Origin of the sequence: Pseudomonas sp. HD6422, assembly GCF_025377065.1 — a bacterium.
Lineage (GTDB): Bacteria > Pseudomonadota > Gammaproteobacteria > Pseudomonadales > Pseudomonadaceae > Aquipseudomonas > Aquipseudomonas putida_U.
This window is the reverse complement of the sequence record NZ_JAHWIW010000032.1, coordinates 54884-68799: the sequence shown is the minus strand read 5'-3', so window position 1 is coordinate 68799 and position 13916 is coordinate 54884. Positions and strand designations below refer to the sequence as shown.

14 protein-coding genes and 1 tRNA gene are annotated in these 13916 nt (G+C 62.0%); 6 read left to right on the top strand and 9 right to left on the bottom strand.

The annotated features are described in order from the left end of the window. Positions 1-150 precede the first annotated feature (150 nt). Positions 151-477, bottom strand: a complete 327-nt coding sequence (locus KY379_RS21450) for an Arc family DNA-binding protein (RefSeq protein WP_003254499.1) — start codon at positions 475-477, stop codon at positions 151-153. Between the two features lie 355 nt (positions 478-832). Between KY379_RS21450 and phnN the strand changes: the two genes are divergently transcribed. Next, positions 833-1423: a phosphonate metabolism protein/1,5-bisphosphokinase (PRPP-forming) PhnN gene (gene phnN, locus KY379_RS21445; RefSeq protein WP_196171816.1), complete on the top strand. Its 591-nt coding sequence runs from the start codon at positions 833-835 to the stop codon at positions 1421-1423. 164 nt (positions 1424-1587) lie between these two features. Then, positions 1588-1664 (top strand) — tRNA-Arg (locus KY379_RS21440). 337 nt (positions 1665-2001) lie between these two features. On the opposite strand, the gene lpdA is transcribed toward KY379_RS21440, so the two are convergent. The 4 genes from lpdA to KY379_RS21420 are packed head-to-tail and all read right to left on the bottom strand — an operon-like array spanning position 2002 to position 6951. Continuing rightward, entirely contained in the window at positions 2002-3381 is a 1380-nt protein-coding gene (lpdA, locus tag KY379_RS21435; protein ID WP_261241353.1) for a dihydrolipoyl dehydrogenase, read from the bottom strand. 2 nt (positions 3382-3383) lie between these two features. Continuing rightward, positions 3384-4658 carry a dihydrolipoamide acetyltransferase family protein gene (locus KY379_RS21430; protein ID WP_261241352.1) on the bottom strand — a complete coding sequence of 425 codons (1275 nt, stop codon included), beginning with the start codon at positions 4656-4658 and terminating at the stop codon, positions 3384-3386. After that, positions 4659-5717 (bottom strand): alpha-ketoacid dehydrogenase subunit beta, encoded by a 1059-nt coding sequence (locus KY379_RS21425; protein ID WP_133328266.1) that lies wholly within the window; start codon positions 5715-5717, stop codon positions 4659-4661. A 1-nt stretch (position 5718) separates the two neighbouring features. Then, positions 5719-6951, bottom strand: a complete 1233-nt coding sequence (locus tag KY379_RS21420; RefSeq protein ID WP_133328268.1) for a 3-methyl-2-oxobutanoate dehydrogenase (2-methylpropanoyl-transferring) subunit alpha — start codon at positions 6949-6951, stop codon at positions 5719-5721. 197 nt (positions 6952-7148) lie between these two features. Between KY379_RS21420 and bkdR the strand changes: the two genes are divergently transcribed. Further along, positions 7149-7634: a Bkd operon transcriptional regulator BkdR gene (bkdR, locus tag KY379_RS21415; RefSeq protein ID WP_054891915.1), complete on the top strand. Its 486-nt coding sequence runs from the start codon at positions 7149-7151 to the stop codon at positions 7632-7634. A gap of 165 nt (positions 7635-7799) precedes the next feature. Continuing rightward, positions 7800-9140 (top strand): MFS transporter, encoded by a 1341-nt coding sequence (locus KY379_RS21410; RefSeq protein WP_196171810.1) that lies wholly within the window; start codon positions 7800-7802, stop codon positions 9138-9140. Between the two features lie 67 nt (positions 9141-9207). Here the strand turns inward: KY379_RS21410 and KY379_RS21405 are convergent, their stop codons facing one another. The 4 genes from KY379_RS21405 to flgA all read right to left on the bottom strand — a co-directional run bounded on the left by KY379_RS21405 (position 9208) and on the right by flgA (position 11767). Continuing rightward, the gene (locus tag KY379_RS21405) at positions 9208-9951 is read right to left on the bottom strand and encodes a flagellar brake protein (protein ID WP_133328272.1); all 744 of its coding nucleotides are present in this window, start codon (positions 9949-9951) and stop codon (positions 9208-9210) included. Positions 9952-10032: 81 nt separating this feature from the next. Continuing rightward, positions 10033-10500, bottom strand: a complete 468-nt coding sequence (locus KY379_RS21400; RefSeq protein ID WP_133328274.1) for a flagella synthesis protein FlgN — start codon at positions 10498-10500, stop codon at positions 10033-10035. Between the two features lie 46 nt (positions 10501-10546). Further along, entirely contained in the window at positions 10547-10861 is a 315-nt protein-coding gene (gene flgM, locus KY379_RS21395) for a flagellar biosynthesis anti-sigma factor FlgM (protein WP_133328277.1), read from the bottom strand. Positions 10862-11014: 153 nt separating this feature from the next. Further along, positions 11015-11767, bottom strand: a complete 753-nt coding sequence (gene flgA / locus KY379_RS21390; RefSeq protein WP_133328279.1) for a flagellar basal body P-ring formation chaperone FlgA — start codon at positions 11765-11767, stop codon at positions 11015-11017. Positions 11768-11849: 82 nt separating this feature from the next. On the opposite strand from flgA, the gene KY379_RS21385 reads away from it, so the two are divergent. After that, positions 11850-12779 (top strand): chemotaxis protein CheV, encoded by a 930-nt coding sequence (locus tag KY379_RS21385; protein ID WP_133328281.1) that lies wholly within the window; start codon positions 11850-11852, stop codon positions 12777-12779. 49 nt (positions 12780-12828) lie between these two features. Beyond that, positions 12829-13656, top strand: coding sequence for a protein-glutamate O-methyltransferase CheR (cheR, locus tag KY379_RS21380; protein WP_261241347.1), 828 nt, complete (start codon positions 12829-12831; stop codon positions 13654-13656). Positions 13657-13916: the final 260 nt, after the last annotated feature.

Genomic DNA, 13916 nt, shown 5'->3' with positions numbered 1-13916 from the left:
CGGAAGGGGCCAGTAGCGCCGCTACAAACAATGGATCAGCTCACGATCTAAATGCCAAGCCGCCAAGCCGCCAAGCCAACTCCCCGACAACCCGTGAAGAACCATAAAAAAGCCAGCTTGCGCTGGCTTTTTGTTTGCTGGCTGAAAACCTCAGGAGGCGTCTGCGGCCATTTCCACATCGTGCGCGATGAGGGCGACCAGGGCATTCTGCTGGCGGTGGGAGAGTTGGCGGAAGCGCTGCAGCAACTCGCGTTCATGCAAGGACAGCTCTGGGCTGTCCAGGCGCATGCTCAGCTCGTCGCCCAACGCACCTTCCTGGATGAGGCTCTGTTCCAGGCGCGCGATGATCTCGGAGTTCATGCTGCGGTGATGGTTGCGCGCTACCTCGGCAATGCGCTCACGCATTCCGTCTGGCAGGCGGACGACGAACTTGTCAGCAGTGCGGCTCGAATAAATAGCCTGTTTCATTGGGCGCATATAAATTGACCGGATATCTGGTTCAGGGGGAAGCGGTTCTCAAATTGGCCGCACGGGATGGAAGTACGACCGTGACGACGACAAAATGTTCAACCGATATGAAAAATAGGCGCTTCATTTTGCCATTTTTGCCGTTTCATTGGCGTCAATTCTGTGACTAATAGTGATCTCGGTGGAGGCTTTTTGCCAGTACCAATTATCAGAAATGCGTACTGGTTTGAAAACTTTTACTTAGTTTTACACTGAACGGCGCGCCATACCGTCAGCCGATTGCCGTCAACACCGGGTAAAACGCAGCAAAGGGTCCGGAAAATCCCTAAAATGCGCTCCTTCACCTCCTTAGAGCATAGTGGCTATGCAACATGACGCAAGCGATAGCTGTTTTCATTCAGCACGCCTGATTTTCCTGATGGGGCCTTCCGGTTCGGGCAAGGATTCTTTGATGGACGCCGCCCGGCCACGGTTGATCGACGCCGGTGTGAAAATCGCTCGTCGAGTCATCACGCGTTCCGCCGAAGCCAAGGGCGAAGCTGCTCAGGGCGTGACCTACGAGGAATTCGAGGCGATGCTGGCGGCCGGCGCGTTTGCTATGCATTGGCGGGCCAATGGCCTGGATTACGGGATACCGGTACAGGTGGATCGATGGCTTGAACAAGGGCATCCGGTGCTGGTGAATGGTTCGCGCGCCTACCTCACCCAAGCGCGGCAGCGCTATCCACATTTGCTGGCAATTCGTCTCGAGGTACGACCAGAGATCTTGCATCAGCGCCTGCTCGCCCGTGGGCGCGAAACCCCGGCTCAGGTGGCGCAGCGTTTAGCGCGTGGGGCCTCGCTGCAGGGCGCGGTGGATGCTGATGTGTATCGGTTGGATAACTCCGATTCGCTGGAGACGGCCGTCGAGGCGCTGATGGATTTGCTGCGCAGGGAAGAGGTGATACCGACCTGAGGTCGCAGCGATGACCGAGATGATTCTTGGGGGGCGATCTGGCTGCGAAGAGGCCGGTGTTGCCAGCGGAAAAATCGCTTGCCGTTCATCGAGGCATGACAAACGGCATCGCGCTGGTTAAGATGCTCGCCGTCCTCTCGCTCGGTTTCACATGCCGACAAAATGTCTCAGTAGCTCAATTGGATAGAGCATCCCCCTCCTAAGGGGAAGGTTGCAGGTTCAAATCCTGCCTGGGACGCCACGCTTCTTCTTTCAGCCTCCGCCTCCCTGCACGCGCACGTAGCCAATGACTACGATCATCGCGGCACAGAATACCCACTGCAATCCACTCAGTCCGGCAATTCGGTAGATGGCCTGCAAGGGCTTGCTCCAGCAGTACTCGGAATGCTGTGGGGCCAGTCCAGTCGGCTGCAGCACGCCGATGACTGCTGATCGAAGACGCCGACGCGCAAGCGCCGCAATCGGTTGCGTCCCAGGCCTGCATACATGGCGGGGCGCCGCAGGATGTGCGCCAAGCCAACGGCGATCGGCTATTGCGCTGACCCTTCGCGGGCAATAGCCGTTGCCAGTGGCGCGGTTCAGATATGCAATGCATGCCCCAATGCGCGCAGCGCCGCTTCCTGTACAGCTTCGCCCAAGGTGGGATGGGCGTGGATGGTGCCGGCGATGTCCTCCAGGCGCGCGCCCATTTCCAGAGACTGGGCAAACGCCGTGGACAGTTCCGAGACCGCCACCCCGACCGCCTGCCAGCCGACGATGAGGTGGTTGTCACGGCGCGCCACCACCCGTACGAAGCCGCTCTTGGCCTCCAGGCTCATGGCCCGTCCATTGGCGGCGAACGGGAACTGCGCGACGAGGCAGTCCAGACCCTGTTGGCTGGCCTGTTCGGGCGTGGTGCCGACCACCACCACCTCGGGGTCGGTGAAGCACACTGCAGCGATCGCGCTGGGCTCGAAGCGGCGAGCCTTGCCGGCGATGATCTCGGCGACCATCTCACCTTGAGCCATGGCGCGATGGGCCAGCATCGGCTCGCCGGCGACATCGCCGATGGCCCAGACATTGTGCATGCTGGTCTGGCAGCGTGCGTCGATGGCGATTGCCGTGCCGTTCATCTTCAGGTCAAGGCATTCGAGGTTGTAGCCTTGGGTGCGGGGACGGCGGCCCACGGCCACCAGCACCCGATCGGCCTCCAGGCGCAATTGTCCGCCTTGACCGTCGCGGGCCAGCAGGCAGCCGTCGGCGTAGCCCTCGACGCTATGCCCCAGATGCAGCGCAATGCCCAACTTCTTCAGCGATTCGGCCACTGGCGCTGTGAGTTCGCTGTCGTAGGTCGGCAGGATGCGCTCGCGCGCTTCGACCACACTGACCTGCGCGCCAAGCTTGCGGTAGGCGATGCCCAGCTCCAGGCCGATATAACCACCGCCGACCACCACCAGGTGGTCGGGTAGGGTTGTCGGGGCCAACGCTTCGGTGGACGAAATCACCGCTTCGCCAAAGGGCAGCATTGGCAGCTCGACGCTGTTCGAGCCGGTGGCCAACAGCAGGTGCTCGCACTGGATGCGCTGGCCGTCGACCTCGACATGTTTGCCGTCGAGGATTTTTGCCCAGCCGTGCATCACCTTGACGCCATGCTTTTTCAACAGCGCCGCGACGCCAGTGGTCAGGCGGTCGACGATGCCGTCTTTCCAGGCCACGCTCTGCCCGATATCCAGGCGCGGTGAGGTGACGCTGATGCCCAGGGGCGACTGGCCGGCCTGCCGAGTCGCCTGATGGAACTGCTCGGCCACATGGATCAGCGCCTTGGAAGGTATGCAGCCGATGTTCAGGCAGGTACCGCCGAGGGCCTGGCCCTCGACCAGCACCGTGGGGATACCCAATTGCCCGGCGCGGATGGCGGCCACGTAGCCGCCAGGGCCGCCACCGATGATCAGCAGGGTAGTGTCGATGATCGGTTGCATGGTCACTCCACGAACAGGCAGGCGGGTTGTTCGAGCAGACCGCGTACGGCCTGGATGAACAAGGCGGCATCCATGCCATCGACCACCCGGTGGTCGAACGAGCTGGACAGGTTCATCATCTTGCGCACGACGATCTGGCCGTCGATCACCATGGGCCGCTCGACGATGCGATTGACCCCGACGATCGCCACTTCTGGCGTATTGACCACCGGCGTGCTGACGATGCCGCCCAGGGCGCCGAGGCTGGTCAGGGTGATGGTCGAGCCGGACAGCTCCTCGCGGCTGGCTTTGTTGGTGCGCGCCGCTGTGGCCAGGCGCGAGATTTCGCTGGCGTTGGCCCATAGACTGGCGGCCTCGGCATGGCGCAACACCGGCACCATCAGACCGTTGTCGCCCTGGGTGGCGATGCCAACGTGTACTGCGCCGTGGCGGGTGATGACCTGGGCTTCGTCGTCATAGGTGGCGTTGATCTGCGGGAAGTCGCGCAGGGCGACCACCAGCGCACGCACCAGGAACGGCAACAGGGTCAGTTTGCCGCGGCTGTCGCCGTGCTTGGCATTGAGTTGCTGGCGCAGGGCTTCGAGGGCGGTGACGTCGATCTCCTCGACGTAGCTGAAATGCGCGACCCGGCGCTTGGCGTCCTGCATGCGCTGGGCAATCTTGCGGCGCAGGCCGATGACCGGCACCTGCTCGCTGTCGGTACGCTTGGCGTAGCCACCAGGAGCTTGCCCGGCAGTGCTCTGCGGCTTGCTCATGAAGGCGTCGAGGTCTTCGTGCAGGATCCGCCCGGCCGGTCCGCTGCCATGCACATAGCGCAACTCGATACCGGCATCCAGCGCGCGCTTGCGCACGGCCGGCGATGCCAGCGGTTTGTCGCCCGGCTGGCGCGGTACGATCGGCGCGGCGACAGTCTCGGCAGGCGCTTGGTAGGCCGCCGGCTGAGGTTGCGTTGGTTGTGCTTGCGGCTTGGCCGCTTCACTGGGAGGAGCGGCCTCGACGGGCTTGGTCTGGGGGATGTCGACGTGGTTGCCGCTGCCTTCGACCTCGATGCGGATCAGCTCGCTGCCCACGGCCATCACTTCCCCGGGCTGGCCACCCAAGGCCAGCACCTTGCCGCTGACCGGTGAGGGAATTTCCACGGTGGCCTTGTCGGTCATGACATCGGCCACCACCTGATCCTCGGCGATGAGGTCGCCGACCTTGACGAACCATTCCACCAGTTCGACCTGCGCGATGCCTTCGCCAATGTCCGGCATCTTGATGACGTGTGTGCCCATTCAGACCTCCATGACCCGTTTCAATGCCGCGCCGACCCGCGACGGCCCTGGGAAGTAAGCCCATTCCTGGGCGTGCGGATAGGGCGTGTCCCAACCGGTGACGCGTTCGATCGGTGCCTCGAGATGGTGGAAGCAGTGCTCTTGGACCAATGCCACCAGTTCGGCGCCGAAACCGCAGGTGCGGGTGGCTTCGTGGACCACCACGCAGCGACCGGTCTTGCGTACCGAGTCGACAATGGTCTCCAGGTCCAGCGGCCACAGGCTGCGCAGGTCGATGACTTCGGCGTCGACGCCGCTTTCCTCGGCGGCTACCTGGGCGACATAGACCGTGGTGCCGTAGGTCAGCACGGTGACATCGTTACCTGGCCGAGTGATCGCCGCCTTGTCCAGCGGCACCGTGTAGTAGCCATCGGGTACCGCGCTTTGCGGATGCTTGGCCCAAGGCGTCACGGGACGTTCGTGGTGGCCGTCGAAGGGGCCGTTGTACAGGCGCTTGGGCTCGAGGAAGATCACCGGATCGTCGCACTCGATCGAGGCAATCAACAGGCCTTTGGCGTCATACGGGTTGGACGGCATCACCGTGCGCAGGCCGCAGACCTGGGTGAACATCGCCTCGGGGCTCTGGCTGTGGGTCTGACCGCCATAGATGCCGCCGCCGCAGGGCATGCGCAGGGTCAGTGGGGCGATGAACTCGCCGGCAGAGCGGTAGCGCAGGCGTGCCAACTCCGAGACGATCTGATCGGAGGCAGGGTAGAAGTAGTCGGCAAACTGGATTTCCACGACCGGGCGCAAACCATAGGCGCCCATGCCCACGGCCGTGCCGACGATACCGCTTTCGGAAATCGGCGCGTCGAACACCCGCGATTTGCCGTACTTGTTCTGCAAGCCTTCGGTGCAGCGGAACACGCCGCCGAAATAGCCGACGTCCTGGCCGTAGATCACCACGTTGTCGTCGCGCTCAAGCATGATATCCATGGCCGAGCGCAGGGCCTGGATCATGGTCATGGTGGTGGTGGCCATGGCGGTTTCCGGATCGATGCTGTTGGTGTGGTCGTTCATCTCAAACCCCCAGTTCCTGGCGCTGACGGCGCAGGTGGTCAGGCATGTCCTTGTACACGTCCTCGAACATCGAGGCGGCGCTGGGGATATGGCCGTTGGCAAGGGTGCCGTATTGCTCGGCTTCCTTCTGCGCTGCGACCACGGCGGCTTCGAGCTCGGCGGAGGTGGCTTGATGCTCTTCCTCGGACCAGTGCCCGATGTTGATCAGGTGCTGCTTCAGGCGGGCGATCGGATCGCCCAGTGGGAAGTGGCTCCAGTCATCGGCGGGGCGGTATTTGGACGGGTCGTCGGACGTCGAGTGCGGCCCGGCACGGTAGGTGACCCATTCGATCAGACTTGGCCCCAGGCCCCGACGGGCGCGTTCGGCGGCCCAGCGGGAGGCGGCGTAGACGGCGACGAAGTCGTTGCCGTCGACCCGCAGCGAAGCGATGCCGCAGCCCACCCCGCGACCGGCGAACGTGGTGGCTTCACCCCCGGCGATGGCCTGGAAGGTGGAGATCGCCCACTGGTTGTTGACCACGTTGAGGATCACCGGTGCACGGTAGACATGGGCGAAGGTCAGGGCGGTGTGGAAATCGGATTCGGCGGTGGCGCCATCGCCGATCCAGGCCGAAGCGATCTTGGTATCGCCCTTGATCGCCGAGGCCATGGCCCAGCCGACCGCCTGGACGAACTGGGTCGCGAGGTTTCCGCTGATGGTGAAGAAGCCGGCTTCGCGTACCGAATACATGATCGGCAATTGGCGGCCCTTGAGAGGGTCGCGTTCGTTGGACAACAGCTGGCAGATCATGTCCACCAACGACACGTCGCGGGCCATCAGGATGCTTTGCTGGCGATAGGTGGGAAAGCACATGTCGGTGCGGTTGAGTGCCAGGGCCTGGGCGCTGCCGATGGCTTCCTCGCCGAGGCTTTGCATGTAGAAGGACATCTTCTTCTGACGTTGCGCGACCACCATGCGACTGTCGAAGATTCGCGTCTTGAGCATGGCGCGCATGCCCTGACGGAGCACCTGCGGGTCGATGTCCTCGGCCCATGGGCCCAGGGCGTTGCCCTGTTCGTCGAGCACGCGGATCAGGCTGTTGGACAGATCGGCGGTGTCGGCGGCATCGACGTCGATGGGAGGTTTGCGCACTTGACCGGCGTCGTTCAGACGCAGGTAGGAGAAATCGGTCTGGCAGCCTGGCCGGCCTGTAGGCTCGGGCACATGCAAACGCAGGGGGGCGTACTCGTTCATGCTGTTTACGCTCGCTCGAATGTTGTTTTTGTGAGCTTTGAAACGGTCGCTGCTGGCTGCCGGCTCGTGACTGGCAGGTCAGCGTTGATTACATCTTAGAGGGACGGCGGAAGAATTTTTCTCTCATGTTGGTTGCCTTTGCTCGCGAGCGCAGATAAACATTCCTCATAACCAGAAGAAACCGGTGAATTTGTCTCATGCGTAAGCTCGACCGTACCGATATCGGCATCCTCAACAGCCTTCAGGAAAACGCGCGCATCACCAACGCCGAGCTGGCGCGTTCGGTCAACCTGTCGCCGACTCCCTGCTTCAACCGGGTCAAGGCCATGGAAGAGCTCGGTGTGATCCGCCAACAGGTGACATTGTTGTCGCCGGAAGTGTTGGGGCTGGATGTGAATGTGTTCATTCATGTCAGCTTGGAAAAGCAGGTCGAGCAGTCGTTGCATCGCTTCGAGGAGGAGATCGCCGAACGGCCAGAGGTGATGGAGTGCTACCTGATGACCGGTGATCCGGATTACCTGCTGCGGGTACTGTTGCCGAGCATCCAGGCCCTGGAGCGGTTTCTCGATTACCTGACGCGACTGCCGGGCGTGGCCAATATTCGCTCGAGCTTCGCCTTGAAGCAGGTGCGCTACAAGACCGCGTTGCCGTTGCCTGCCAATGGGATGACGTTGCGGGAATAGGCCGGCCCAGACAAACCCGGCGGCTCAGGCCTGATCGCGACACAACCGCTACTGGACGCGCCCTCGTGTGGTTATTTTGCCGTTCAAGGCCTGCGTCGTCGGTGATTTGCTTTTATGCTTGGCTGCAACCCATTCGCCACCTGACCCGGGAGCCTCAAGGGACGTATGCGAAACATCTGGAAGTCTTTTCGCTCGCTGTATTTTGCCGCCCTGATGATGCTGATCGGCTCGGGTCTGTTGAGTACCTACCTGGCGCTGCGCCTGGCCGCTGAGAACGTCGACAGCCTGTGGGTCGGTGCATTGATGGCGGCCAACTATTTCGGCCTGGCGGTGGGAGGGAAGGTGGGTCACCGCTTGATTGGCCGGGTCGGACATATCCGCGCCTATGCCACGTGCGCCGGCATCGTCGGTGCTGCGGTGCTCGGCCATGGGCTGACCAGTTGGCTGCCGGCCTGGGTCGGGCTGCGGATGATCGTCGGCCTGGGCATGATGTGCCAGTACATGGTCCTGGAAAGCTGGCTCAACGAACAGGCTGACGCCAAGCACCGTGGCGCGGTGTTCAGCGGCTACATGATCGCCTCCTACCTGGGACTGGTGCTGGGCCAATTGATCCTGGTGGTGCATCCACAGTTGGGCCCGGAACTGCTGATGCTGGTCGCCATGTGTTTCGCCTTGTGCCTGGTGCCGGTGGCGATGACCCGGCGCATTCACCCGGCCCCTTTGCGCCCGGCACCGATGGAGCCGAAGTTCTTCATCAAGCGTGTGCCGCAGTCCTTGAGCACGGTGCTGGGGTCGGGGCTGATCGTCGGCTCGTTCTATGGCCTGGCGCCGCTGTATGCCTCCAGCCAGGGGTTGCCGACCGAGCAGGTCGGTCTGTTCATGGGTAGCTGCATTCTTGCCGGGCTGGTGGTGCAGTGGCCACTGGGCTGGCTGTCCGACCGTTATGACCGGGCGGTGCTGATTCGCGGCGTGGCGGTGGGGTTGGCGGTGGCTTCGGCGCCTTTGGCGATGTTGCCCAGCGTACCGATGGCGTTGTTGTTCGGCATCGGCTTCGTCATTTCGCTGCTGCAGTTCTGCCTGTATCCCTTGGCGGTGGCGTTTTCCAATGACCATGTGGAAAGCGAGCGGCGCGTTTCGCTGACGGCCATGCTGCTGGTGACCTATGGGGTCGGGGCGTGCATCGGGCCGCTGGCGGCCGGGGTACTGATGAAGTACCTGGGGGCGCAGATGCTGTACGCTTTCTTCGTGTTTTTCGCCCTGGTTCTGGTGTGGCGGATTCGGCCTAAGGCTGTCACCGGCCTGCACCAGGTGGACGATGCGCCGCTGGGCCACGTTGCCATGCCGGCGGCCGGCTCGCCGCTCTCGGCGGCCCTCGACCCGCGGGTCGATGAGCAGACCGTGCAAGATGTGATGCAGTCGCCGGTAGCGGCGGAAGACACCGAGGCCGAGGAGCAGGCCGAGCCGACCGAGACGCAGGCGGAGGAGGGGGTCGGCAAATCGGTATGAGACAGGGCAGTTCAGCGTAAACGAAAACGCCACCCGATCGGGTGGCGTTGCGGTTTGTACGAGGTGATCAGTAGTCGTCCTTGTCGAACCGCCGCGCTTCTCGCTGCAGCTGGTACACCAGGCTTTCGATCCGGCGTTGGGCCTGGCCATTGAGGTTGTGGAAGCGCACGCCGGCGAAGGTCGTGTTGATACGCTCTTCGAAGTGCAGGTGGCGCAGCTCGACCATGATATCGGTCAGGCCCAGCGGGTTGCCGGCCTTGAAGCGTTCGTACACCTGGCCCAGTTGCAGGCGCTCTTCGACATTGCCGTCGAAACGCAACTTGCAGCCGGTGGCGGAGATGTCCAGCAGTTTACCGCGTAGCGCGCCATTGCCCTTGAGGTGGGCACCGTCGAGGATGATGTCGAGCAGTTGCGACAGCTTCAGGGCCGCACGAAAAGCGTTGCGGCGCTGGTGATAGGTCATTTCTTCAGGGAGCCCGCCGCGGTAGCAGCGATGGCCGTCGATTTCGGTGATCTTCAACTCGCTGTGGCAATCCCAGGCGATGCGCACGCCATCATGGAAGCCTTCGACACGGAAGGGCTCGCCGTTCTCGATGAATTTTTCGCCGTCGCGAGGGATCAGTTCGTCCAGCGCCAGACAGTTACTGTCGCGATCGACGTGCACCACGTAGCTCTGGAACCGCTGGCTGCGCTCAGGGAAGGTGATGATCAGCGGATCATGGCTATCCATCAACTGGCGCAGGTTGGCCACGATCTCCAAAGGAGTGGTAAGCACCTTTGGCGGCTGCGGGGCATCGGTTTCATTGAACACGGGTAATCAATCTCCAGGCAAAAGCGACACACGCAAGTAACGGCATTTTGCCAGTATGTTCCGTGTCTTGAATAGGGAAAATCACACCTGGCTGAGCGCCCGGGGCTTGGCCAGCAGGGAAGTGGCACCACGGCTGTCGTAGAGCGACGGCGCATCGCCACCCATGAGGATACGGATCTGGTTGGCCGTGGAGCGTTGTTGAACCTGAATGATGTTGCCGTTGGTTACGTTGACCTTTTGGCAGGCATCGATCAGTTGGCTCAGGGTTTCAAGCTGTTGCAGGATCGCCGGGCCGTTGGTCGACTGGGCTGCGACAGCCTCGACCCCGGCATGGTCGGCGCTGAGACCGAGGCTGGTGAGCAACTGCCGGCGCTGCCGCCCGTGCTGTTCGAGCAGAATGATCAATGACTGCTTGCGCGCCAGGATCTGCTCCAGCAGCACCATGTTACGGCCATGCAGGGCAACCGACTCCTGGTTCAGGAGGTCGAGCAGTTCCTGGGTGGGCGCAATGTCATTGTCGATCAATTGCAGCAGCGTAATGTCGTGCATGGCTAACTCTTGGTTCTAGCGTCCGTGAAGCCAGCGCGCCCTGAGGTCAGCGCTGGGCTTCGAAATCAAGCAGCTTGCTGGCGACCCGGTCGGCGTCGACCTTGTAGCTGCCGTCGGCGATCGCCTGCTTCAACTCCGCCACGCGGGCGCTGTTGACGACCGGCTGATCGCGCAGCTTGTCGGTGACCTGCTGCAACTGCTGGGCCTCTTGGCTCAGGTGTACGGATTCTCCGCTGGTGCTGGCGGTTTTGTTGGCCTCGACGGTTTCGCCGGTCTTTTCGGCGTTGCCGGAGGCGCTGGAACCGCGCACGCCGCCCGTGATGGACGGAGAATTATTCAAACGACTGATGTCGATGACCATGATGAGAAAACCTCTGGGTATTGGGACGCTTGCCTTGTTTTCGGCCAATCCGAAAGAAACTTTAGGGGCAAATGTAAAGCCGCCTGTCAGTCGGCGCGCGTACCCAGGTATCGACACAGTTTAGGAAAAGCGGTTCCCCGCCGCCAGCCTTCTCTACATGGCCACCTCGACCTGGCCGGGTCCGGTAACCCGGGCCTTGATCACGCGTTTGGAATTAAGGTTGCGCACCCGGATCTGCTCGCTCAGGCCGCCTTTGCTCAGCGCCTCGCCGGGCATACGCACGCTAAGGCTGCCGCTGTGAGCGACGATCACGACATGATCGCCCTTGCGCACCACCTCGGCCTGTTCCAAGTGTTGCGGGGTGAGGACCTGGTCGATCACGGTCGGGCGCAACATCTTCATGCCCAGCACCTGGTCGAGCGCCGTCAGGTACCCTTGGGTCAGGGTGCCGACGTCACGCTCGCGCAGGGCGACGTCGCCTTCGCCGACGACGTTTTCCCGCTTCAGCGGCCGGGTCACCACCACCACGTCGCGAAACAGCCGTACGGTGGCGGGAACGAATACCGTCCAGGGCGCGCTGCTGTCGCAGCGTACCCGTACCGTCACCCGGCCAATCGGCGTTCCGCTGCTTTCCAGCGAGGCATCGAGCTGCCGACTGCACGCCGGCATGCGCAAGCGCGGATCCAGCGGGTTGACCTCGATCTCGTAGCGCCCCTCGGTCTGGGTAGTGGCCAGATAATCTTCGACGGTGAATTCAAGAAACCCCTGGGTGACACCGATAAGCTGTTCAGGCAAGGTGAACGCGCTCGCCAGCGTGCGGCCGGCGCAGGCCAGCAGACAAAGGGTGGCCAGCGAGCTGCACAGCACGCGCGTCAATCGTCGGGAAAATGTCGTTTTCGTGTACATGACGCTCAAAAAAGCAAAGCCCGTGCCGACTCGGTAGTAGATGGCTTTAAAAAAACGGGCTGATTCAACAGAGGAGTCTGGCATGGCTGGTGTTATGGATTCGGTCAACCAGCGCACGCAACTGGTGGGGCAGAATCGCCTGGAGCTGTTGCTATTTCGCCTCAACGGCGAGCAGCTCTACGGCATCAACGTATTCAAGGTCAGGGAGGTGCTGCAGTGCCCCGAGCTGACCGTGATGCCCAAATCCCACCGGGTGGTGCGCGGGGTGGCCAACATTCGCGGGGCGACCATACCGATCCTGGATCTGTCGATGGCGACTGGGTTGCCGGGATTGCAGGAAGAAACCCGCAACAGCTTCGTGATCATCACCGAGTACAACACCAAGACCCAGGGCTTCCTGGTGCATTCGGTCGAGCGCATCGTCAACATGAACTGGGAGGAGATTCACCCGCCACCCAAGGGGACTGGCCGTGACCACTATCTGACGGCCGTGACCCGGGTGGACAACCGCATGGTCGAGATCATCGACGTGGAAAAAGTGCTCGCCGAGGTGTCGCCGTCGTCCGAGTCGGTGTCCGCCGGGGTGGTGGATGCCGAGGTGCAGGACAAGGCCGTGCTGCTGCGGGTGCTGACCGTCGACGATTCGTCGGTGGCACGCAAGCAGGTCACCCGCTGCCTGCAGACAGTGGGGGTGGAGGTGGTGGCGCTGAACGATGGTCGCCAGGCGCTGGATTACCTGCGCAAGCTGGTGGACGAGGGCAAGCGTCCCGAAGAAGAGTTCCTGATGATGATCTCGGATATCGAGATGCCGGAGATGGACGGCTATACATTGACCGCTGAGATCCGTAGCGATCCGCGCATGCAAAAGCTGCACATCGTCCTGCATACTTCGCTTTCGGGGGTATTCAACCAGGCGATGGTCAAGAAGGTCGGTGCCGATGATTTCCTGGCCAAGTTCAAACCGGACGACCTGGCCCAGCGTGTGGTCGACCGGATCAAAGCCACCCATTGAAACCGCCGGGGGTAGCCCCGGCACCAGTGATTGAATAGAGGCGGCAGCATTGTCTACGGGTAATTTGGATTTTGAACAGTTCCGGGTATTCCTGGAGAAAGCCTGTGGCATCCTGCTGGGCGAGAATAAGCAGTACCTGGTCTCCAGCCGTCTCAACAAGCTGATGGAGCAGCAGGGCATCAAAAGCCTGGGGGAGCTGGTGCAGCGCATCCAGACGCAGCCGCGCGGCGGGTTGCGTGAGCTGGTGGTCGATGCCATGACCACCAATGAAACGCTGTGGTTTCGCGATACCTATCCGTTCGAAGTGCTCAAGAACAAGGTCATTCCCGAGTTCATCAAGAACAACCCGGGCCAGCGCCTGCGCATGTGGTCGGCGGCCTGCTCGTCTGGGCAGGAGCCGTATTCGATCTCGATGGCCATCGACGAATTCGAGCGCAGCAACCTGGGGCAGTTGAAAATGGGGGCGCAGATCGTCGCCACCGATCTTTCAGGATCCATGCTCAACAACTGCAAGACCGGCGAGTACGACAGCCTGGCCATTGCCCGTGGCCTGTCCCAGGAGCGCCTGCAGCGTTACTTCGACGCCAAGGGTCCGGGGCGCTGGGCGGTCAAACCGGCAATTCGCAGTCGCGTCGAGTTTCGTTCGTTCAACCTGCTCGATAGCTATGCGAGCCTGGGTAAGTTCGACATCGTGTTCTGTCGCAATGTGTTGATCTACTTCTCGGCTCAGGTGAAGAAGGACATCCTGATGCGCATCCACAGCACCTTGAAGCCAGGTGGATACCTGTTCCTCGGGGCTTCGGAGGCGCTGAACGGGTTGCCCGATCATTACCAGATGGTGCAGTGCAGCCCGGGGATCATTTACCAGGCTAAGTGAGCCGGTGTTCGAGCGCCGTAGTTCGGCTTGGGATTTTTAGGGGGGCGGATATCGATGCGCCGCGCGGGCGGCGCTCGATCTCAATGCCGCAACATCCCTCCCGTCAAACACGCTGCAGCCCCCTCATCCCTCTGACGTCAATTTTTTGTTTTGCCGCTTTTGCCGCCCGGCAATTGCCGCTTTCGCTTCCTCTGGCGGAAGCACTTTGCCGCTTTTCTGGCAGCGGCGCGTCCCATGAATTCCCTGAGGCCTTGCATTCA

What these genes read in the sequence shown, in the direction of transcription:
- KY379_RS21450 (WP_003254499.1), bottom strand. Translation starts at nt 477, where the DNA reads ATGCGCCCAATGAAACAGGCTATTTATTCGAGCCGCACTGCTGACAAG.
- phnN (WP_196171816.1), top strand. Translation starts at nt 833, where the DNA reads ATGCAACATGACGCAAGCGATAGCTGTTTTCATTCAGCACGCCTGATT.
- lpdA (WP_261241353.1), bottom strand. Translation starts at nt 3,381, where the DNA reads ATGCAACCGATCATCGACACTACCCTGCTGATCATCGGTGGCGGCCCT.
- KY379_RS21430 (WP_261241352.1), bottom strand. Translation starts at nt 4,658, where the DNA reads ATGGGCACACACGTCATCAAGATGCCGGACATTGGCGAAGGCATCGCG.
- KY379_RS21425 (WP_133328266.1), bottom strand. Translation starts at nt 5,717, where the DNA reads ATGAACGACCACACCAACAGCATCGATCCGGAAACCGCCATGGCCACC.
- KY379_RS21420 (WP_133328268.1), bottom strand. Translation starts at nt 6,951, where the DNA reads ATGAACGAGTACGCCCCCCTGCGTTTGCATGTGCCCGAGCCTACAGGC.
- bkdR (WP_054891915.1), top strand. Translation starts at nt 7,149, where the DNA reads ATGCGTAAGCTCGACCGTACCGATATCGGCATCCTCAACAGCCTTCAG.
- KY379_RS21410 (WP_196171810.1), top strand. Translation starts at nt 7,800, where the DNA reads ATGCGAAACATCTGGAAGTCTTTTCGCTCGCTGTATTTTGCCGCCCTG.
- KY379_RS21400 (WP_133328274.1), bottom strand. Translation starts at nt 10,500, where the DNA reads ATGCACGACATTACGCTGCTGCAATTGATCGACAATGACATTGCGCCC.
- flgM (WP_133328277.1), bottom strand. Translation starts at nt 10,861, where the DNA reads ATGGTCATCGACATCAGTCGTTTGAATAATTCTCCGTCCATCACGGGC.
- flgA (WP_133328279.1), bottom strand. Translation starts at nt 11,767, where the DNA reads ATGTACACGAAAACGACATTTTCCCGACGATTGACGCGCGTGCTGTGC.
- KY379_RS21385 (WP_133328281.1), top strand. Translation starts at nt 11,850, where the DNA reads ATGGCTGGTGTTATGGATTCGGTCAACCAGCGCACGCAACTGGTGGGG.